Below are 21,347 nucleotides of genomic sequence, written 5' to 3'. Positions count from 1 at the left end.
GGGGGAAATTACCCAGCATATCTGCTAGAAGCGATAATTAACTTTCAGCCGGATGGTCCGGCCAGGCTGTGCAAAGCTATTTTGCCAGTTGATGTCGGCCGCCGGATGCTCGTAATGCTTATTGAACAGATTATAAACACTGAGGGACGCTTCCAGCCCTTTTACCCAGCGTACATCTGTTACCAGGTTGAGGTTGGAGAGCAAATAGCTGCTGGTATTCGAGCCATCGCGCGTTTCGCGCTTGCCAAAATACTGCAGTTCATAGCCGGCACGTAAACCGGTCATCAGAGGTACGGGAATCGAAAGGTTCAGCTTGCCTAGATAAACGGGAGAATTGGGCAGACGCGAACCTTGCTGCTTGGCGTGCTGTATGCCAAAGTTTGCCCGCAACCGCGCGCCCCAGCTCCAGGTCGTGTCAGAGGACAATTCCACTCCTCTGGCTTTTACCTTTCCCGTGGTTTGTTGAAATTGGAGAAGATCAGTGTTATCGTCCACCCCCAGGGTAATGAGCCTATGCATATCCCATGCGTAGGCCGTCGCACGCAAGTTGGTATTATCCAGTGGGCGATAGTCCGCTATTAGTTCGACCGTATCGATCGATTCGCTGCGCAGCCCCGGATTGGTTACCTGGGTAACATCATCACCGAAATCGCGTTCATATGAATTGGGTGAGCGATGTGCCCGGCCGTATAGCGCCTTGAATGTCGCCTGCGGTGTTGCCCGCCAGATCAATGCCCCGCGCGGGCTGAGCCGGCTGCCGATCCAGTGGTTGTAGTCATAGCGCAGCCCTGCCGTAGCCGAGAGCGTATCGGTAATGCGCCATTCATCCTGTGCATATACCCCGATACGCAATATTGAGGTATTGACAGCCTCGCTGACAAGGGTGCTGACCGGATCCTGGAATGTCTGCCTGATACTGGTGTTGTTCTGATACTCGACACCAAACATCAGGGTGTGATTTGTTAATTTCGTGGAGAGCAGGCGTAGTTCGGCGCCGTGCCAGTTGCTGGGCCCGGTGCTGGCAATTTGCTGGCCATCAAAGAACAGCTCATTGTTGAAGCGATACTGGCCAAGGAAAAGTCGTCCCATCACGTTGAGCGTGTTGTTGGCAAAGCTGTCGTTATACTGGAGCTGAGTATTCAGATAGCGGTCGCGGGTAAATGCGCTATTGACCAGTGGGTCACTGCGGAAGGAACCAGTTGGGTCATCTTTACGGCGATCACCGTAGATAAAATCGAATGCCAGTGGGCCGTGCGTGGCGCGCACGAAGAGTTGCTTGATATTCTGCTCGTCCATGTGGTGTGCCAGGCCTGCGGTACCAGCATCACCAAAATCGAGGAAGTGGTTGACTCCACGCGCTTGCAGCCCTGAGATGGAAACCAGTGCATCCAGACCATTAGCAAATTTTTTACCCAGGGTAATGCGTTCCTGAGACATGACATCCGCTGTTTGATAGGAAGCCGAAAGTTCTGCACCTTTTACATCGGAACCGTTTCGCGTGATGACGTTGACTACTCCGAGCATGGCATTCTGCCCGTATACCGCGCCCCCTGGTCCCGGGATGAATTCAATGCGCTCGATCAGGTCAATATCGAGCGGAAAATCACGCCCGGTTGGTCCCACGTCAAAAGTGGCATCATTGATACGATTGCCATTGATCGTGATCAGTACACGCGTATTGAAATCTCCCGGCAGGCCAAATCCCCGTGTCCCTAGATAGTTGTATTGATTGTCATAGGTAGTATGAATACCTGGCAAGCTGGCCAGAGCCTCGTTGAGTGTTCGCCACCCATAGATCCGAAAATCGTTGCGGGTGATGATGCTAATGGCGGCGGCAACCTGCTGCTGTTTTTGCTCGTATTTTGAAGCGCCAGTGATGCTGATATTCAGCAGATCCTCAAGGCTCAATTCCTCCAGGCGGGTATTGGCGTAAACAGGCAGGATAGCTGCAATGCTGTATAGGCACAGCAATCGGCCCAGTAATCGAAAGGCGGATTTTATTAACGGCATTAGGCGAACTGAAGTGGAAAGCGAAGCGATTACATATCGGGGATTAAAATAGATAACAGGTCGACTTGAAGTTCAGATAAAGGAGCTGATAACCGGCTATTTATGCAGTTGCATTAGTCGCGGCCCGTGATCTATTGTTTATTCTCATGATATTGCTAGCAGCAACACGGATAAATTACATGCCAATGTATTGTATAGGAAATTCTGGCCAAGTAGAAATAGCCTAAAAACTTATCATGTTTTTAGCTTGATTCCGAAGTAATGGGGGTGATAAACGTACCAGAAGAGTAATCTTGCAGTGGGTTAGAAAGGCGGGTAGATCTTGGCTCCGTAGCCGCCAGGAGACCTGTTTCCTTGGTTGAACACATGGAAGATAAGTATTAAGGATTGACCTGCTGTGAATTTTAGGTTCGACATCCAAGCCACCAAAAATTATCTGGAAATTATCGAGGTCTATAACAGGGCGCCTCTAAGAATTCAGAGCTCTAAACAAAATCAAGCGCGAATAAAAAATATTAACACGGCATATAATCGATATGTAAGGAAACATTTTTTATAAGCAACGCAATATTGTGATGAGACGGGGTAAGCAGGCAATCCCCGAAGGGGGTGCTCGCGAATATGGATTTCTAGAGGTGCCCAGTAATTGCAGGGGGTAAGTGGCACGCTATTGAGCTTTACGTAATACTTCTGCCACTGTCTGTCCCATCAGAGAAGGATTGGGGCAGATGGTCACACCCATATCCTGCAGCCTTTCAACTTTTTCAGCCGCACTTTCGCCTGCGGATGAAATGATCGCGCCCGCATGTCCCATACGTCTTCCGGGAGGTGCAGTCAGGCCTGCAATGTAGGCAACCAGCGGTTTACGCATGTGCTCCTTGGCGAACAGCCCGGCTTCTACTTCCATTGGACCGCCGATTTCACCAATCATCAGTGCTACCTTGGTTTCGGAATCTTGTTCCAATTTTTCCAGCACGTCGCGATGCGAGCTGCCGATGATTGGGTCGCCGCCAATACCAACTGACGTGGAGATGCCGATATTGAGGCGCCGCATCTGATCCGCGGCTTCGTAGCCCAGAGTGCCGGAGCGGCCAACTACGCCAACCACACCACGGGCGTAAATGTGTCCCGGCATGATTCCCAGCATCGCTCGCCCAGGGCTGATCGTGCCGGAGCAATTGGGACCGGTCAGCATCATGCGGTTTTCTGGCGCAAAGCGGCGCAGAAAATTCTTGACGGTCATCATATCCTGCGTCGGAATTCCGTCAGTGACGGACACGCAATATTTGATACCGGCATCCGCCGCTTCCATCAGTGAGTCGGCAGCAAAAGCAGGTGGTACAAATACAATACTGGCTTCTGCCCCAACTTGCTCAACCGCTTCCTTGACCGTATTGAAGACAGGGAGTCCCAGATGTTTCTGGCCACCTTTGCCTGGTGTGACACCGCCAACTACATTAGACCCATAATCAATCATTTCCTGAGCGTGGAAAGTGCCGATTCTGCCGGTAAATCCCTGGACGATGATGCGCGTTTGTTTATTAATCAGAATTGCCACAGTTATGTTCCTTTTTTTCGTGTGTAATCAGCCCGCTACTACCTGATTGCGCGCTGCAACGACTTTCTCGGCAGCTTCAGCCAGTGTTTCTGCAGTGATGATGGGTAAGCCGCTGTCAGCGATAATGCGGCGACCTTCTTCGACATTAGTCCCAGAGAGGCGCACTACCAATGGCAGTGTCATTCCGATGTTACGTACTGCCTGTACCACTCCCTCAGCGATCCAGTCACAGCGGTTGATACCGGCAAAGATATTGACCAGCATCGCTTTCACGCCCTGATCCGCCAGTACCAGTCGGAATGCTTTTTCGGTACGCTCCGCCGAGGCGCCGCCACCGACATCCAGGAAATTGGCTGGTTCACCACCTGCCAGTTTGATCATGTCCATGGTTGCCATAGCAAGTCCCGCACCGTTGATCATGCAGCCAATGTCACCATCCAGGCCAACGTAACTGAGCCCTGCTTCTGCCGCGGCCACTTCGCGCGGGTCAATCTGGGTGTTGTCGCGCAATTCAGAAATTCGGTGACGGCGAAACAGCGCATTCTCGTCAAAGCTCATTTTGGCATCAAGTGCAATCAGTTCACCATTCTGGGTTACTACCAGAGGATTGATCTCGAGTATGTTTGCGTCATTATCACGCAGTGCCCTATAACAGCCTTTGATCATCTTGACTGTAACATTGAGCAATTCACCATTCAGTCCCAGCGCAAAGGCCATTTTTCTTGCCTGAAAATCCTGTAGCCCAACGGCGGGTTCAATATAGATTTTTTTGATTGCATCCGGGTTGGTCGCCGCTAGCGTTTCGATATCCATTCCGCCTTGGGCCGAGCCTACGATGATGACTCGTTCATGACTGCGGTCGATCATCAGTGCAAGGTAAATTTCCTTGGCAATGTCGGTACCGGCCTCGATATAAAGTCTGGTGCAAAGCTTGCCAGCTGGTCCGGTTTGATGGGTAACCAGCCGTTTTCCCAGTAGCGTTTCCGCTACCGACTCTATTTCCTCATGTGACCGGCACAGCTTGACGCCACCCGCCTTGCCACGTGCACCTGAGTGAATTTGTGCCTTGACGACCCAGGCATTTCCGCCAATTTCACGACTGCGCTGCACCGCTTCTTCGACCGTATGCGCCAGGCCGCCGTCAGCGAGCTTGATCCCATAATCCGCCAGGATCTCCTTGGCCTGATATTCATGGATGTCCAATTGATTCCCCCTTCTATCCCAATAGTTACTTACACCAGATTAATCGACAAGGTAGGGCACTTCTAGAAATCCACATTTCATTTGCGAGTATCTCTTTCGGGGATTGCCTGCTTACCCCGTCGCGCCACAACACCGCTGTTTATAAAAAATGTTTCCTTGCATATCAATCGCATGCTGCGTCAACATTTTTTGTTCGCGCCTGATTTTGTTTAGAACCCTGGATTTTTAGAGGTGTCCCGTAGTTTATTTGGTTGCGATGGCTTCGGCCATTTTGACGATGTTGTTGGCCATTCTTTCAGAGGCGGCATCGATCAGACGGCCATCCAGTGCAGCGGCGCCTTTGCCTTGCGCAGCGGCTTCCTTCAGGGCAGCCAGAATACGTTTTGCTTTTTCCACCTCTGTAGCAGGGGGGGTGAATATCTCGTTAGCCAAAGTAATTTGTGATGGGTGAATTGCCCACTTGCCTTCACAACCCAAAGCTGCCGCGCGCTTTGCCGCCAGTTTGAAACCTTCCGGATCCTGAATATCGCCAAATGGGCCGTCGATCGGGCGCAGTCCGAATGCACGGCAGGCTACAGTCATGCGGCTGATGGCGGCATGCCATTGATCGCCTGGGTAATCAGGGTTGAGACCACCGATATTGGTGGTGCGCGCGCGATTACTGGCAGCATAATCCGCTACGCCAAAATGTAAGGCTTCCAGACGGCCACGGGTGCCATGACGAGCAATATCCTCGACGTTGGCCATACCCAGAGCAGTTTCGATCAGCGCTTCCAGTCCGATACGATTTTTTAACCCCTGCTGCATTTCAAGCTGGTTGACCATGGCTTCCACCATGTAAACATCCGGGTAAACCCCAACTTTGGGAATCAGCAGTGTATCGATCTTGTGCCCTGCCTGTTCGACCAGGTCTACGACGTCGCGTACCATGTATTGGGTATCCAAGCCGTTGATGCGTACTGAGAGCGTAATGCCATGGCCTTTCCAGTCCAGATCGTTGATCGCTTGAATAATATTTTTGCGTGCGGATAGTTTGTCATCTGGTGCTACCGCATCTTCCAGATCAAGAAAAATAAAATCCACACCACTTTTTAGCGCTTTCTCAAACATCTCAGGGCGGGAACCGGGGACAGCCAGTTCACAGCGCTGCACGCGTTGAATTCTGGTTTCATACAAAGTGTGGCTCATTTTTTCTCCATTTCATTCGTTTAAAGGTAAATTTGCTTTAGAGGTACCCTGATTGTTTTTCTTGTGTGCTTCATCAGCATTATAAAATTCTGCGATTATAACATTGGCGACCACAGACTCTATTCAAGCTGTGTTTGTCAAGATGTGTTGATGCCAAGGCTTTGAATTCTAGTAAAATTTTGCGACCAACCAATACCCTGAAAAGGTTATGTCTGCGTTAAACGTTGAAAAGACTTCTTTGTTCAGTAAACTGGAACATCAGGACTGGAGAGCGTAGTTATGCGCGTCTCTGATTTTCGGGAGTGGTTGGAAAAAATATCGCAACTTGGCCGTGTTTAAGAAGAACAGGTCGTCAATGCCTGAGCGAGGTGATGCCGCAAGCCGCTCCCGGATGTAAAAATCAGTTTTAACTGTTAACGTAGATATAGCCCAATGTTACGTTCTCGCCTTACCAGCTTGGTCTGGTCGAGAATGACAGCACTGATTTCTTCTATCGACATGCTGCTGCTGTCAATGTACGGCATGGCAAAGCGGCGATATAAAGCATTCTGCCAGTTAATTTCCTGTTGACATTGTTCAAGAGAAGCATAGCGACTGCCGGGATAGCGTTCCTCGCGAATGGTATGCAGGCGCTCTGCATTGAGCGTCAGTCCAAACAATTTTGCCTGCAGCGGCTCCAGCAAAGGTGGTAATGTTTTGGTTGTCATATCTTCCGGTGTGAACGGATAATTGGCTGCACGGATGCCGTATTGTAAGGCAAGATAAACACAAACCGGTGTTTTGCCGCAGCGTGAGATACCAACCACGATAATATCGGCGTCGGATAGCTGCCCGCTGATTCCGTCATCATGAGTCAAGGCGAACTGAATGGCCGCTATACGCTGAAAGTAAGAGACATCTCGCCCCAGGCCATGTGAACGCCCAGGTATACGCGCAGAGGGCCGCTGCAATATCGATTCAAGCGTACCTAGGTGCGCCTCGAAAAAATCGAACAGATGACAATTAAGCTGACGGACAGCGGCAAGAATTCCAGGGTCGAGCAGGGTGCTGAATACCAGTGGTGGCTGGCCTTCTTCGACAGCTGCCTGACGGATTCGCTCTGATAGGGCAGCGACTTTGGCTGGGGTATTCAGAAATGAAACATGGTGCTTGCGCCACTCAAATCCATCAAATTGACTGAGCAGACTGTGACCGAGCGTTTCTGCAGTGATTCCGGTGCGATCGGAGAGAAAAAAGACGTTACGCATCAGCATGGCCAGTCTTTTGCGGTTGTGTTTTGGTGAGGTGAAGCCAGGTGTTCACGACGGTATCCTGATTGAGTGACAGACTGTCGATGCCCTGTTCTACCAGCCATTGTGCAAAATCAGGGTAATCGGAGGGTGCCTGACCGCAAATGCCAATATATTTGTCATTCCTGCGGCAAGCCGCGATAGCCATTTGCAGCAGCTTTTTGACGGCGGGATTACGTTCGTCAAATAAATGTGCTACGACAGCCGAATCACGATCCAGTCCCAGCGTCAGTTGCGTCATGTCATTGGAGCCGATGGAAAATCCGTCGAAGTATTCGAGAAATTCCTCTGCTAGAAGCGCATTGGAAGGAATTTCGCACATCATGATTAGACGAAGACCATTGCGTCCTCGCACCAATCCATTTGCCGCCAGCAATTTCGTCACATCCCGCGCTTCCTCCAGTGTCCGGCAGAAGGGCAGCATGACTTCGACATTAATCAGACCCATTTCGTCTCTTACCTTGCGCAGTGCCGTACACTCCAGTTCGAAACATTTCTGAAAATCTGTGGAGAGATAGCGGGAAACACCGCGAAATCCGATCATCGGATTTTCTTCATGCGGCTCAAAACGCTCACCCGCCAAAAGATTGGCGTATTCATTGGATTTGAAGTCTGATGTGCGCACGATCACGGCATGGGGATGAAATGCTGCCGCCAGTGTGGCGATGCCTTCGGTCAGTTTCTGCACATAAAATTGCACAGGATCATCGTAGCCGGCAATCCGTTCCACAATGATGGATTTCAGTTCAGCATCGAGTGTATTGTATTCGAGCAGTGCCTTGGGATGAATGCCGATATGGTTATTGATGATGAATTCCAGCCGGGCAAGTCCGACCCCCTGATTGGGCAGGCGGGAAAACTGGAATGCCTGCGAGGGATTGCCGATATTAAGCATGATTTTGACGGGGGATGTTGGTAAATCATCCACTGCCAGACGGGTGTGTTCAAATGCCAGCAGCCCTGCATAGACGAAGCCGGTGTCGCCTTCTGCGCATGATGCTGTCACTTTATCTCCATTACGAATGGCTGCCGTTGCTTGTCCACAGCCAACGATCGCCGGAATACCCAGCTCACGTGCGATGATGGCGGCATGACAGGTGCGTCCGCCACGATTGGTCACGATTGCTGCTGCGCGTTTCATAATCGGTTCCCAGTCGGGATCGGTCATGTCGGTGATAAGGACCTCTCCGGACTGAAGTGTTGCCATTTGCTCAACATTGAGAATGACACGTGCTGCTCCTTGCCCGATTTTCTGTCCGATGGCGCGGCCCTGCACCAATACTTCACCTCGCGCTTTCAGATGGAATTGCTCAACCACAAAATCCGTGCGACTCTCGACCGTTTCAGGGCGGGCCTGAACAATATAAAGTTGACCATCGAGACCATCCAGCGCCCATTCGATATCCATCGGCCGCTGGTAATGCTGCTCGATGATCACCGCTTGGCGGGCAAGGGATTCAACCTGTGTATCAGTCAGACAAAAATGACGACGGCGCTCTGCTCCAACCGGGCGAGTTCTGGTTTTAGTTTCTGTGTCATACACCATCTCGATTGCTTTCGAGCCGAGCTGGCGCGAGAGGATGGCAGGCAGGCTTTTACCGAGATTTGGCTTGTAAACAATGAATTCATCAGGATTAACCGCGCCCTGTACAATCGTCTCTCCCAGTCCATACGCGGCGGTAATGAAGACGACATCACGAAAGCCCGATTCGGTATCGAGCGTGAACATGACACCACTTACTCCCTGATCGCTACGCACCATTTTTTGGATACCAGCTGACAGCAATACCTGATTATGCCGGAATCCATGATGCACGCGATAGGAGATGGCGCGATCGTTGTATAGCGAAGCAAACACCTGCTTGACCGCATCGATTAGATGGTCGAGCCCACATACATTGAGCAGTGTTTCCTGCTGGCCGGCGAAGGAAGCATCCGCGAGATCTTCGGCAGTGGCGGATGAGCGTACCGCAAAGGAGACTTCGTTACCGCATTCATCAATTAGTTTCTGATAGGCTTCTGACAGTGCCTGTAAAAATTCTTTTGAAAACTCTGCTGCCAGTAGCCAGTTACGAATGGTCTGGCCAGCCGCCGCCAGCGCTGTGACATCGGTTACATCGAGAGGCGTCAATAATTGATCGATCTGTCCCGTTAACCCGTTGCTGTCCAGAAACTCACGGTAGGCATGGGTGGTGGTGGCAAACCCGCCGGGAACTGTGACGCCCGCTTGGGATAATTGGCTGATCATCTCGCCCAGCGAAGCGTTCTTGCCGCCGACCAGGGCAACATCTTTCATTCCCAACTCATTGAACCACTTGATATAAATTTCCATCAAATTCTCCTTGTCAAACGAAAGTGCCTGCATCCTTGTGGTTATCAGCTGCATTCAAAGCTCTATGTTTGCCGATACTATCAATAAATAGGAATGCTTGGTTTTTTAACCAATGTGGCCTTAACAAGCACCGCTACTGCCGCTCGTCGTTCCTCGGCCGGCAGGCTATTTACGTGCGACAGGTTGCTTGCATGCCTATCCCTTCCAGACCGATTGTACGCGCAGCGATATGTTTCAGTCGTATGACTTTAATAAGATATTGTCTGCTATTTTCACGAGGCTGATGGCTATTATCGATTATGCGCAATGATTTTGTAACTGTAAAATGTGAACACGAATGGTGTGCCCCATTACCTCAGCGTGCAACAGTTTCCCCGGCAAGCGCAGACAACGTCTTGCTCAAGCCGCCGACCGCGGGGCACTGCGCCACGCCATGGCGTTGGGTCAGGTAAACGGGATCGTTGTAGCCAAGCCAGACCTGCCCCAACGCATCTTCCCAAACGAGAGCTTTCAGGGGGAGATCGATTCCTACCGACTGCGCACATTCCATTAAGGGTGTACCTCCTTGTGGATTACCAAATATGAGTACTTCTGTCGGTCGCAGTGTTTTCCCTATCTTGGCCGCGCCAGCCGCGTGATCGATGCGTGCAAACACATTAAGGCCTTTTTTCTTTACCAGTTTTTCGAGTCGGTGCATGGTTTCTTTGGCATCATGTGGGCTCTTGATCGTAATGAGACCGTCCGCCGACTGTGCCAGCGAAGAAAGTGAAATCAGAAGAGATATAAACAGCAAGTGTGCAGGTTTCATAAATTGCTCCGTTAGGAGGGGTGAGTAGAGTGGAAGGGTTATGGGATTCCGCTTGATGAACAGGTTGAACGAAGCCGCTACTGTGGAGAAATATTGCCTGCCTGGCTCGATACCATAATTTATTCTCAACCTAAAAAGGTTTTCTGAACTCCACCGCAAGGACGAAGCAAATGAGGTATTGGCGACACTAAATGCCTTGCAAACTTGCTGCAGCGGTATGAGTTCCAGGATGCAACTGGTTTATGAGAATTGATTGTTTGGCGCAAAAGTTTTTTGGGTCGGCTCAGGTCTGAGCTCGGTATATGGCTTGGGATTAACTGGCCTGCGTGGTTTTTAGTATGGATTACCATGTCGTGCAGTTATTTCATCCCGCTGATGGCTGCTATCTTAAACTGCTTGTCCAACAAGGTACAAATTATGAGCTATCTGAATGGTATCAATGGCGGGCATAAAACTTCTCGATCTCATTTTTGTAATGATCGAAGATTCTGGCGCGCCTAATCTTGAGTGTTGGGGTGAGCATTTCATTTTCGACTGTCCAGGGTTCGGTAATCAGCGCGGCGCGATGGATTTTAGCGTAGCCCGGAAATCCGCTGATCTGGCGGGCGATCTTTTCCAGCACAATTTCCTCGGCATACTCATTGTGCGCCAGCTTAACAGGGTCGTTATCTGTATTGCATTGTGCGGCAATGGCTTTCCAGCCTTGCTCGCTTAATACCACCAGCGCGCTCAGATAGGATCGGCCTTCGCCGATGACGATTACCTGCTCAAAAATTGGGTCACGCAAAATGGCGGCTTCCATATCGGCTGGTGGAATTTTTTCGCCAGTGGAGGTAACGATAATGTCCTTGATGCGACCGGTAATCGTGACATGCCCTTGTTCATCAATGTGTGCGATATCGCCTGAGTTGAACCAGCCGTCTTCCGATAGGGCCGCGCGAGTGGCTTCCGGGTCTTGCCAGTAGCCAAGCATGACGTTTGGCCCCCGTATCAGCAGGGCATCGTGTTCCCCAAGCCTGACCTCGACACCGGGGATGGGTTTGCCAACGCTGCTCGGCAGATTGTCATCCAGACGATTAGCGCATGCGACCGGGCTGGTTTCGGTCAATCCATACCCTTGCAGGATCGGCAGTCCCAGACCAATGAACACCCGCGAAATTTCCGGCGAGAGCGCGGCGCCTCCACTCATGACCTGCTGCAGCCGTCCACCTAGCTTATCCATGACTTTGCGGGCAATCACTTTTTCGAGCAGTGGCCACAGCAGATGAGAAAGTTGCCAACCAGACCGTCCCTGCTGATGCTCGAAACGACTGTAACCAACAGTCACGGCCAGATTGAACAGGAATTTCGCCAGTGCAGGGCCTTGCGCCAACTTGTCCTGAATCCCGGCATAGGTTTTTTCATAGATGCGCGGCACGGAAACCAGAATCGTCGGCTGAATCGTCAACAGATCTTCCTGCAACAGACGGATGGAGCGTGTATAGGCAACAGTGGCGCCACATAGCATCGGTACGTAATAGCCTGCGGTACGCTCGAAGGTGTGTGATAGCGGCAGAAACGACAGCAGCAGATCATCACATGTGACGGTGACTACCTGGGCGCTACTGAATGCATTCGACAGAATGTTGTGATGGCTCAGCATCACCCCTTTTGGGCGGCCGGTCGTGCCCGAGGTGTAAATCAGTGTTGCCAGGGCATGGGGATCATGGCTGACAGGCTCTGGAGCCTGCGTTGCTTGGGCTGGCAACCATTCAGACAATGCGCGGACGCGACTATCATTGAACGCATACATGGTATCCGTCGTTGCTTCCAGAATGACGATACGCGTCAGTTGTGCTGGCAGGTTTTTCACTTCACGCAATGCCTGCCACTGCGTTGGATTTTCCAGTAGTAACAATTTGACAATCGCATGTTCCAGGCACCATGCGGCATTCTCGGCACGGTCTTCCGTATACAGTGGCACGACCACGAGTCCGGATGCCAGCGCAGCTTGCTCGAACATGACCCACTGCGGACAGTTGCGCAGCATGACGGCCACCCGGTCACCGGGGGCAAGATTTTCCTGTCGGAATGCAGTACGCCAGCATGCGACGGCATCTGCCATCTCTTCCCAGGTAAAATTTAGCCATACTTCCTGATGGACATCATAATCGCGGTAAGCAATTGCCTGTGGCGTCTGTTTGACACGTTCACGGAACAGGCCATCAAGCGTTTGTGCAACTTCTACTGTGATGATGTCTGTGCGCAGCGGGGCTTGGGGCGAGCTCATGGTATCACCTCCTCAGATGCAGCAGCTGAGCGGTTGTCTGTCATAAAGTCAGGCGAAAAGTCATCTACCATGATGACCCTGCGGCGCAGAACCTTCATTTTTTCCAGCAGAGAAGCTTCTTCTGCGGACAGAATATTTTTTTTCAGGGCAGAGCTGATTCTTTCGGAGTCAGGTGCATTGAGCATGCCATCCTTGACGGCCTTGCGCAGTTTGGCCTCGATCGGTTCGCAGGCAATTGAACAGACGAAAGCCTGCTCGAGCTGGGCCAGCGGCTCATGATCCGCTGTCGGTAAATAGATGCCGGTCGTCAGGTGTTCGCGTCCCTCACCGGGCGTGAGCAGTAGCCGCGCAATCTGGTGTGAAAGTTCATCGGACGGTGGATCAAAGGGTTTTCCGAGCGGGAAGACTATTAGTCGCAACCAGCCGCGCATCAAAACATTAGTTGGAAAATTCAGCAAAAACTCATCGAATGCCTGTTGCATGCGGTAGAGCGCATCCTGTAGTGACCAGTGCAATAGTGGCAAATCAACTGCAGGACGACCATCATCCTCATAACGTTTGAGCGCTGCCGAGCAGAGATAGAGCATACTGAGAATGTCTCCCAGTCTCGCGGATAGCCGCTCACGGCGTTTGAGTGATCCGCCAAGCTTGATCATGGCAATATCGGCGAGCAGAGCGAATGCAGCGGAAAAACGTGCCAGGAGCCGGTAATAATTCGCGGTGTCAATGGTGACCTGTGCGGGTGTTTCCTTGCTGAACCGCCAGGCAATTCCCCAGAAAAAGCTGCGCCAGACATTGCGTGCGGTAAAGGCCAAATGCCCCACGAGTGCCTGATCGAACGCCTGCAGGCCACGTTTTTTATCCTGATCCCAGGCCGCGTCGATTTCCTTTAGCACGAAGGGGTGAGCGCGAATGGCGCCCTGACCAAAAATGATCATATTGCGCGTCAGAATGTTTGCGCCTTCTACCGTAATGCCAACGGGGATCTGCTGATAGGTGCGCCCCAGATAATTCGTTGGCCCGAGACAAATACCCTTGCCGCCATGAATATCCATGGCATCATTGATTGCCTGGCGGCTGCGTTCGGTTAGATGATATTTGACGATGGCGGAAATCACCGAGGGTTCCTCTCCGAGATCGACTGCCCCTGCTGTCATGATGCGCGCTGCATCCATCATGTAGGTATTACCGGCAATTCGCGCGAGGGCTTCCTCTACCCCCTCGAAATACCCGATCGGCAGGTTGAACTGAGTGCGGATGCGACCATACGCGCCACTCGTCCACGCGGCGAGCTTGGCTGCGCCAACACTGGTGGCTGGCAATGAAATTGATCGTCCGACTGATAAACTGTTCATCAGCATGCGCCAACCCTGGCCAATTTTCTCCTGGCCACCGATGACCCAGTCCATCGGAATGAAAACATCCTGTCCCGAATTGGGGCCATTCTGGAATGCGCCGTTGAGTGGAAAGTGGCGGCGACCGATATTCACGCCTGGTGTGCTGGTCGGGATGAGCGCAAGCGTAATGCCGAGATCTTCCTGGCCCCCGAGCAACCCTTGCGGATCACGTGCGCGAAAGGCCAGGCCGAGTAGTGTCGCAATCGGCCCAAGAGTGATATAGCGCTTTTCCCAGGTGACCCGTAATCCGAGCACGTCTGGTTTGCCATCGAATGTTTCGCGACAGACGACGCCAACATCCGGAATTGATCCGGCATCCGAACCCGCATCCGGTCCGGTCAGGGCAAAGCAGGGTACTTCAAGTCCTTTGGCCAAGCGCGGCAGATAGTAATCCTTCTGTGCGTCAGTGCCATAATGTAGGAGCAATTCTGCCGGCCCCAATGAATTGGGAACCATCACGGTAACCGCTGCAGTATTGCTGCGCGAGCCGATCTTCATGACGACCTCGGAATGTGCCAGCGCAGAAAAACCGTACCCCCCATATTCCTTGGGAATGATCAGACTGAAAAATCCTTTTTCCTTGATGAACTGCCAGACATTGGGCGGAAGGTCATGCCGCTCGTGAGTGATGTGCCATTCATCGAGCATAGCGCAGAGTTCTTCGACCGGGCCATCAATAAATATTTTTTCTTCCTGGGTCAGCACTGGCTTGGGATAGGCTGTCAGTTTGTTCCAGTCAGGCCTGCCGCTGAATAGTTCGCCTTCCCACCAGACAGTGCCAGCATCCAGTGCTTCTTGCTCGGTTTGCGAGATTTGCGGCAGCAGTTTGCGGAATAGTCGTATGGTTAGATTGGAAATTATGTTGCGACGTAGGAAAGGTGTCATGAATAGTGCAACAACGACTGCAAGCAGCAATAAAATAAACAGGATAAACTCGAACATGACTGTTGCTCCACAAATTTTTTAGGGGTGATTCTTTACCTTCTATTGACTACACTACCGCAGAATAGATTGCTGTCAAGTTATGAATGTTGTCTGGCTGGCTGATTTTCTGACAGAGTATTTTAATTCATATCAGGTTATTGATTACAGGGCGCCTCTAAGAATTTAGAGTTCTAAACAAGGCTGGGCGCGAATAAAAAATGTTGGTGCATCATACAATTGATATATAAGGAAATATTTTTTATAAGCAACACAGTGTTGTGACGAGACGGGGTAAGCAGGCAACCCCCGAAGGGGATGCTCGCAAATGTGGGTTTTTAGAGGGGCCCTACAGGTATTCTGGATGAGCATATTTGGTATCGGAAAAGTGGTTTGCATGTGGCGACAGCATTCAATTCCGAGCATTTTCGGCAATCTGTGCAACTTTCTGCCGAGTTGGCCAAGCTTTTAATATTGCCTGCACAAGGGTGGCGAGTGGGATCGCAAAAAATACACCACCTACCCCCCAGATTCCGCCGAAGAATAGAACAGCGATGATGATTGCAACCGGATGCAGCCCGACCACTTCAGAAAATAGTAGCGGCACCAGTACGTTTGCATCAAGTGCCTGGATGATCAGGTAAGTTAACATCAGATACGACCATTCCGAACCGATACCCCACTGAAAATAGGCGATAATGGCAATCGGTATCGTGACGATGACCGCCCCCACATAGGGGATGATAACTGATAGTCCGACCAGAAAACTTAGCAAGGTTGCATAGTTGAGGCCAAATAAGGAAAAGGTGATGTAGCAGACAAACCAGATGATCAGAATTTCAAAAAACTTGCCGCGAATGTAATTACCGATCTGACGATCTACATCAATCCAGATTGCGCTGGCGAGTGCCCGGTTGCGAGGCAGGTGGTGACTTACCCAATCTACGATGCGTTCCTTGTCCTTCATCATGAAAAAGACCAAGAACGGCACCAGAATGACGTAAATGATAAAAGTGATGAGGCTGACCAGTGAGGATACCGTGCGGGTCAGCAAATGCTGTCCTGCCAGCATGATTTCCTGTTTGATACGATCAAGCCATTCCGTAACCTGCGCTTCAGAAAACATGTCTGGAAAATATTCCGGTAGCGCAATCAGCATGCTTTCTCCCCTGGTGATCATCTTGGGCAGCTCCTGCAGAAATAAGGTTGTTTGCCTCGATAGATTCGGGATCAGCAGAAACAGGGTAATGATCAAAAACAGCATGAAGATGGTGAAAACCGCGATGACAGCAGCCAACCTCGGCATTCCCGGATGCTGTATTTTTCGTACTAGTCCCTCCAATAAATAGGCGAGGATGATCGCGATATAAAGTGGAGCCAGAATCTCACTTGAGAGAAGAATGAATACAAAACCAGAGATCAGCAGCAGCGCAAGTGTCATGATCTGCGGATCGGAGAAGTAGCGGCGGTACCAGTCTTTAATCAGTTCCATGCGTATAATAATCCTGAAATCGTTGATGTTACTGTCAATTGGGCGTTACACCGAATTATGCTTGATTGGCTATTCTATTGAGATTATGAATCATGAGCGAAATAAAATTTACTAACCGTCAAGGGCTGGAACTGGCGGGTAATCTTGATTTGCCTGTCAGCGGGCCACCCCGTGCTTTTGCGCTGTTTGCACATTGTTTTTCCTGCACCCGGCGCATCCGGGCGGCGTTCTATATCAGCCGTGCCATGGCTGCGCAGGGTATCGCTGTTCTACGGTTTGATTTCACTGGATTGGGGGAAAGTGATGGGAATTTGGCGGATAGCAATTTTTCGGCCAATATTGACGACCTACTATCCGCCGCGGACTGGCTGACTGAAAACTATCGCGCACCAGAACTCTTGGTGGGGCACTCGCTGGGAGGAACGGCGGTGCTGGCTGCCGCCATGCAACTGGAAAGTTGCCGCGCCGTGGTTACGATCAATGCACCGGCAGAAGCAAAACATGTGTTGCACCACATGCAGGATGAGTTGGCGATAATCGAACGGGATGGTTCTGCGCGGGTCAATCTGGGCGGACGACCGTTTCGAATAACGCGAGAATTTATCGAAGATATTCGCAGTCAGGAAATCCTGCCCCAGCTGGCTTTGATGAAACCGTCATTGCTTGTCATGCATACACCAGTAGATAACATTGTCTCAATTGATAATGCGCAAGCCATTTTTATTGCTGCCAAACATCCCAAAAGCTTCATCAGTCTTAATCAGGCAGATCATCTTCTCAGTAATAGCCGTGATGCACAATATGCTGGACAGGTTATCGTCAGCTGGGCGAATCTTTATCTGGACAAGGCAGACTTTGCAAATGTTTCTGACAACAGTGCTGAAGAAATTGAGGGTGCAATTGTCAATGGTCGCTTGGTGGATGGTTTTACTTGTCGAGTACGTGCAGGCAGACATCACTGGATTGCCGATGAGCCGGAAGCAATGAAAGGACAGGATCTGGGGCCTGATCCCTATGCCCATCTATGTGCCGCCCTGGCAGGTTGCACCGTGATGACCCTGAATCTGTATGCTCGCCATAAGGCGCTGCCCGTGACGGAAGTCGAGGCGCATGTCAGGCATCAGCGTATACACGCCAAAGATTGTGAGGATTGCGACAGCCCTGAAGGAATGATCGATCAGCTGGATCGCACGATACGCATCATGGGCGATCTGGATGACAAGCAACGGCAACGTATGCTGGAGATTGCTAACCGTTGTCCGGTTCATCAGACATTGACGGGTAAAATGCGTGTTATCAGTATATTAGATCCGTTATGAAAAAATCAGTATTGATTACTGGCTGCTCCAGCGGTATTGGTTATTGTGTCGCCCAGGGATTGCATGCACGCGGTTACCGTGTGTTTGCAACTGCACGTCGCGAAGAAAGCGTCGGCATGTTGCGATCCGAGGGGCTGGAAAGCCTCCGTCTCGACCTGAACGATTCTACTTCTATCCACCAAGCGGTTACCGAAGTGCTGCAACGTACCGATGGTAAGCTGTACGCATTATTTAACAACGGCGCCTACGGATTGCCGGGGGCAGTGGAGGACTTGAGCCGCGAAGCGATCCGCGCGCAATTTGAAACCAATTTTTTTGGCTGGCTTGAATTGACCAATCTCATTCTGCCGGTGATGCGCCGGCAAGGATATGGGCGCATCATTCAGAACAGTTCGGTACTAGGGTTTGCTGCCATGCCTTTTCGTGGGGCATACAATGCTTCCAAATTTGCGCTGGAAGGATTGAGCGATACCTTGCGTCTGGAACTGCGCGGCACAAAGATTTTCGTCAGCCTGATCGAACCCGGTCCCATCGCAACTAACTTTCGCGCTAACGCCATGCAAGCGCTTATACACTATATTGATTTTGAAAAAAGCGTGCATAGAGACCGGTACCTGGCTGTGCAGAGTCGCCTGAACAAAAAAGGAGCCGCCGTTCCGTTTACCTTGCCGCCGGAAGCCGTGCTGCAGAAAGTGATTCACGCTCTTGAAGCCAATCACCCGTCCGCTCGTTACTATGTCACGTTTCCAACTCATTTGTTTGGCCTGCTGAAACGTATTTTACCGGTGCGGATGCTTGATAAGCTACTGGCCAAGGCGGGAAGCGATCATCAGTGAGGCAGTTATCTGCTCACTGTGGGAGCATTCGTGGAAATATATGGTGTTCGACCCACGACAGGCTCGAAAGAGCTTCCTGTGAAAGGAGTATACAAAAAATCTTCGTTCTACTTAACGCCAGTCACTGAGATAGGTACTAAATAAATGGCTATGTCTGCATTAATAGTTGAAACTGATTTTCTCGTCCGAGAGCGGCCTGGAGACCAATGATTGGCGAGTTGTGCCCGCCCCAACGTTCCAGCCATCTACGCCAGCCCAGGTAATTTTCCAGGTATTTGGCTGCGACCCCATGAAATCTTTTCATCCACTGTTTAAGTCTGCTGTCGCAGGCATTAACATTCTGGATATGGTAAACACCAGCAATGACTGGAATTCCAGCAGAGAGATTGACGGGGCGATGGGTAATTCCGAGGCTGTGAGCCACAGACCGGTAGACGGCAGCGCCATCACTACAGAAAATGGCATCTTTTGCCAGGATAGCCCGCAAAGGCGGCTCAATTGTCTTTTTATCAAGCGCATTCAACATGAAATCTGCTGTTGCACCAGAGCGGTCGCGTACTACCAACACCGGCACCTGATCTTTGCCTGTTCCACGTACATGGATTTGCTTGCCGCGTTTACGCGGTGGACGATTCAGGTGACGTTGACCTTTGCAGGAAGAGTGAAAAAAGGTCTCATCCGCCTCAATGATTCCTTGCAAGTGGTTGGCTTTAGTAGCCGCCGGCAAAGTCAGGAACCGATGGCGCCAGCGAAAACTGGTGTTTTTGTCTATTCCGCATTGCCTGCCGCTAGCTCGCACGGTCAAACCTTCAATCAACGCTGCACTGTAATTCAACCATTGCTTATGCCGCAGACGGGCCAAAGGAGTTCCCGAAATAGCCGTGAATGTGTGCTTGCATAAGCAACAGCGAAAACGTTGCAACCCCGCCTGGTGCCCCCAACGATGAGGGCGATCCGCCTGGCAGGCCGGACAACTCGGCTCAAAAGAATCCTCAAGATATTTCACAACCACAGCTTGTGGCTTCGCCTCGCTCAGATAATGTTTGGCCTGTTCTTTTTGACGACGATTAAGTTGCGATATCTTTTCCAACCACTCCCGAAAATCAGCGGCTTTCATAACGATACCCTCCAGTCTTAATGTTCCAGCCTATTCGACAAAAAGGTAGTTCCAACGTTTAATGCAGACATAGCCTTTATTTTTCCTATACGCATACGCCGCATCACGAAATACAACATAACAGTAAGGAGAAACAAAATGAGTGAAATTTTAGCAACAGGTGTGGTTTGGATAATGAACGGTGTGGCAGCGATTATATTTTTGACTATAGCAGGCATCATGGCGTATTGGTCTTATCAATTTACAATAGCCTTACTGATGGATCTGAAAATTATAAGAAGGAAGCGCGACTTAGACCAGCACGACTATTACAGGATATGGTGGGATCAATAATTTTAACTGAGCGTGGGGAGAAACAAAATGAACGTCAAAATTAGTAGTATCGTAAGAACACTCATGATCATATGGACTGTGGTATTCACTCTAAACTACGTGCGATATCTCCATGGTTCATCGGTGACCGGGGTTATATGCTCGACTCAATGGTAGGCATAACTGCATTGACCGTGGGGATAATCGCATTGCTAAAATACCCGAAGGTTGTCGCAGCCTTGATAGTAGCCTACTCACTCACCGTAATCTTTAATTAAGGAAGTAAAATGACTAAATATGCATATAGTTTTCTGCTCTATTCTGATCATGATCATAACCACAGGTTCATTGTATTTCCTGATTAGTTACTTCTCTCAGAAATCTTGTAAAATCTATAAATTGCGAAGAAACGTAGCAAAATCAGAGGAGGATGGCAATGGCGATGAATAAAATTCAGTTTCAGGCAGGCCTGTCACTGCATGAATTTCTGCATCAATATGGCACGGAAGCACAATGTGAAGCAGCATTGTTTGCTGCGAGGTGGCCACATGGCTGGAGATGCCTGCGCTGCGATGGGGAGCGATATTCCTGTACCCATAACGGCCGCAAGCTATGGGAATGCCTGGATTGTGGCTACCAATGTTCTTCAATTGTCGGCACCGTGTTTGAAAATACTAAATTACCGCTAAGAACCTGGTTTCTGGCCATTTACTTGATGACGCAAAGCAAGAATGCGGTCAGTGCATTGGAACTCAAACGTCAGCTGGGGGTAAGTTACAAAACGGCATGGTCGATCAAGCATAAGCTGTTACAGACCATGCTGCTGCGCGAAGAGCAACGCCGTCTGGATGGACGCGTGGAGGTTGACGATGCTTATCTGGGAGGTGAAAGGCCGGGAAAGCGCGGGCGGGGCGCGGCAAGTAAGACGCCATTTGTAGCGGCAATACAAACAAACAGCGAGGGGAAGCCACTTTATATACGCTTGACCCCCGTAGCGGGTTTTACATATGAAGCGCTCAAACAGTGGTCGGCTGAATGTCTGTCATCTACTGCACGAGTCGTATCTGATGGTTTGGGGTGTTTCGGGGCGGTTACGCATACAGCCGCGCAGCATGAGCGCCATATTGTGGGAAGTGGCAAATCTGCTGTGCAGCGTGCCGAGTTTCGCTGGGTCAATACGCTTCTTGGCAATCTCAAGACTGCCTTCAGCGGAACCTACCATGCATTCAATCACGCCAAGTATGCACAGCGCTATCTTGCAGAATTCTCCTATCGCTTCAATCGCCGTTTTGATTT

The 21,347-nt window shown here is 50.6% G+C and carries 15 protein-coding genes; 4 read left to right on the top strand and 11 right to left on the bottom strand.

Annotated elements, in window-relative coordinates:
- Positions 1-24: 24 nt before the first annotated feature.
- The 10 genes from NSMM_RS03460 to NSMM_RS03415 all read right to left on the bottom strand — a co-directional run bounded on the left by NSMM_RS03460 (position 25) and on the right by NSMM_RS03415 (position 16,467).
- Entirely contained in the window at positions 25-2,010 is a 1,986-nt protein-coding gene (locus tag NSMM_RS03460; RefSeq protein ID WP_090284664.1) for a TonB-dependent receptor plug domain-containing protein, read from the bottom strand.
- Positions 2,011-2,677: 667 nt separating this feature from the next.
- Positions 2,678-3,568, bottom strand: coding sequence for a succinate--CoA ligase subunit alpha (gene sucD, locus NSMM_RS03455; RefSeq protein ID WP_090284662.1), 891 nt, complete (start codon positions 3,566-3,568; stop codon positions 2,678-2,680).
- A gap of 27 nt (positions 3,569-3,595) precedes the next feature.
- Positions 3,596-4,771: a malate--CoA ligase subunit beta gene (locus NSMM_RS03450; protein WP_090284659.1), complete on the bottom strand. Its 1,176-nt coding sequence runs from the start codon at positions 4,769-4,771 to the stop codon at positions 3,596-3,598.
- 243 nt (positions 4,772-5,014) lie between these two features.
- On the bottom strand, positions 5,015-5,959 hold the full coding sequence (locus NSMM_RS03445) for an HpcH/HpaI aldolase/citrate lyase family protein (RefSeq protein WP_090284657.1): 945 nt from the start codon (positions 5,957-5,959) through the stop codon (positions 5,015-5,017).
- A 413-nt stretch (positions 5,960-6,372) separates the two neighbouring features.
- Positions 6,373-7,212 carry a pyruvate, water dikinase regulatory protein gene (locus NSMM_RS03440; RefSeq protein ID WP_090284688.1) on the bottom strand — a complete coding sequence of 280 codons (840 nt, stop codon included), beginning with the start codon at positions 7,210-7,212 and terminating at the stop codon, positions 6,373-6,375.
- Positions 7,199-9,580, bottom strand: a complete 2,382-nt coding sequence (gene ppsA / locus NSMM_RS03435) for a phosphoenolpyruvate synthase (protein ID WP_090284655.1) — start codon at positions 9,578-9,580, stop codon at positions 7,199-7,201. The genes NSMM_RS03440 and ppsA overlap by 14 nt, the downstream gene beginning before the upstream one ends.
- A 355-nt stretch (positions 9,581-9,935) precedes the next feature.
- Positions 9,936-10,388 carry a DUF302 domain-containing protein gene (locus NSMM_RS03430; RefSeq protein ID WP_090284653.1) on the bottom strand — a complete coding sequence of 151 codons (453 nt, stop codon included), beginning with the start codon at positions 10,386-10,388 and terminating at the stop codon, positions 9,936-9,938.
- Positions 10,389-10,824: 436 nt separating this feature from the next.
- Entirely contained in the window at positions 10,825-12,657 is a 1,833-nt protein-coding gene (locus NSMM_RS03425) for an AMP-dependent synthetase/ligase (protein ID WP_090284651.1), read from the bottom strand.
- The gene (locus NSMM_RS03420) at positions 12,654-14,996 is read right to left on the bottom strand and encodes an acyl-CoA dehydrogenase (RefSeq protein WP_090284649.1); all 2,343 of its coding nucleotides are present in this window, start codon (positions 14,994-14,996) and stop codon (positions 12,654-12,656) included. Before NSMM_RS03420 ends, NSMM_RS03425 begins: the two co-directional genes overlap by 4 nt.
- Before the next feature lie 391 nt (positions 14,997-15,387).
- A complete protein-coding gene (locus NSMM_RS03415) occupies positions 15,388-16,467 on the bottom strand; it encodes an AI-2E family transporter (protein ID WP_090284647.1) in 1,080 nt (359 codons plus the stop codon).
- Between the two features lie 92 nt (positions 16,468-16,559).
- Here NSMM_RS03415 and NSMM_RS03410 point away from each other — a divergent pair, with 92 nt between their 5' ends.
- Positions 16,560-17,786, top strand: a complete 1,227-nt coding sequence (locus tag NSMM_RS03410; RefSeq protein ID WP_090284645.1) for a bifunctional alpha/beta hydrolase/OsmC family protein — start codon at positions 16,560-16,562, stop codon at positions 17,784-17,786.
- Positions 17,783-18,622, top strand: coding sequence for an SDR family oxidoreductase (locus NSMM_RS03405; protein WP_090284643.1), 840 nt, complete (start codon positions 17,783-17,785; stop codon positions 18,620-18,622). Before NSMM_RS03410 ends, NSMM_RS03405 begins: the two co-directional genes overlap by 4 nt.
- A gap of 148 nt (positions 18,623-18,770) precedes the next feature.
- Here NSMM_RS03405 and NSMM_RS03400 read toward each other — a convergent pair whose 3' ends face one another.
- The gene (locus NSMM_RS03400) at positions 18,771-19,739 is read right to left on the bottom strand and encodes an IS1595 family transposase (RefSeq protein WP_090284641.1); all 969 of its coding nucleotides are present in this window, start codon (positions 19,737-19,739) and stop codon (positions 18,771-18,773) included.
- A 138-nt stretch (positions 19,740-19,877) separates the two neighbouring features.
- Here NSMM_RS03400 and NSMM_RS03395 point away from each other — a divergent pair, with 138 nt between their 5' ends.
- Together NSMM_RS03395 and NSMM_RS03390 are read left to right on the top strand one after the other, a co-directional pair.
- Positions 19,878-20,072, top strand: coding sequence for a hypothetical protein (locus NSMM_RS03395; RefSeq protein ID WP_090284639.1), 195 nt, complete (start codon positions 19,878-19,880; stop codon positions 20,070-20,072).
- 415 nt (positions 20,073-20,487) lie between these two features.
- Positions 20,488-21,347, top strand: an 860-nt coding sequence (locus NSMM_RS03390; RefSeq protein ID WP_090283480.1) for an IS1595 family transposase, incomplete at its 3' end; no start/stop codon positions are given.

The sequence above is a fragment of the Nitrosomonas mobilis genome (assembly GCF_900103035.1).
GTDB lineage: Bacteria > Pseudomonadota > Gammaproteobacteria > Burkholderiales > Nitrosomonadaceae > Nitrosomonas > Nitrosomonas mobilis.
This window is presented reverse-complemented; position numbering and strand designations above follow the sequence as displayed.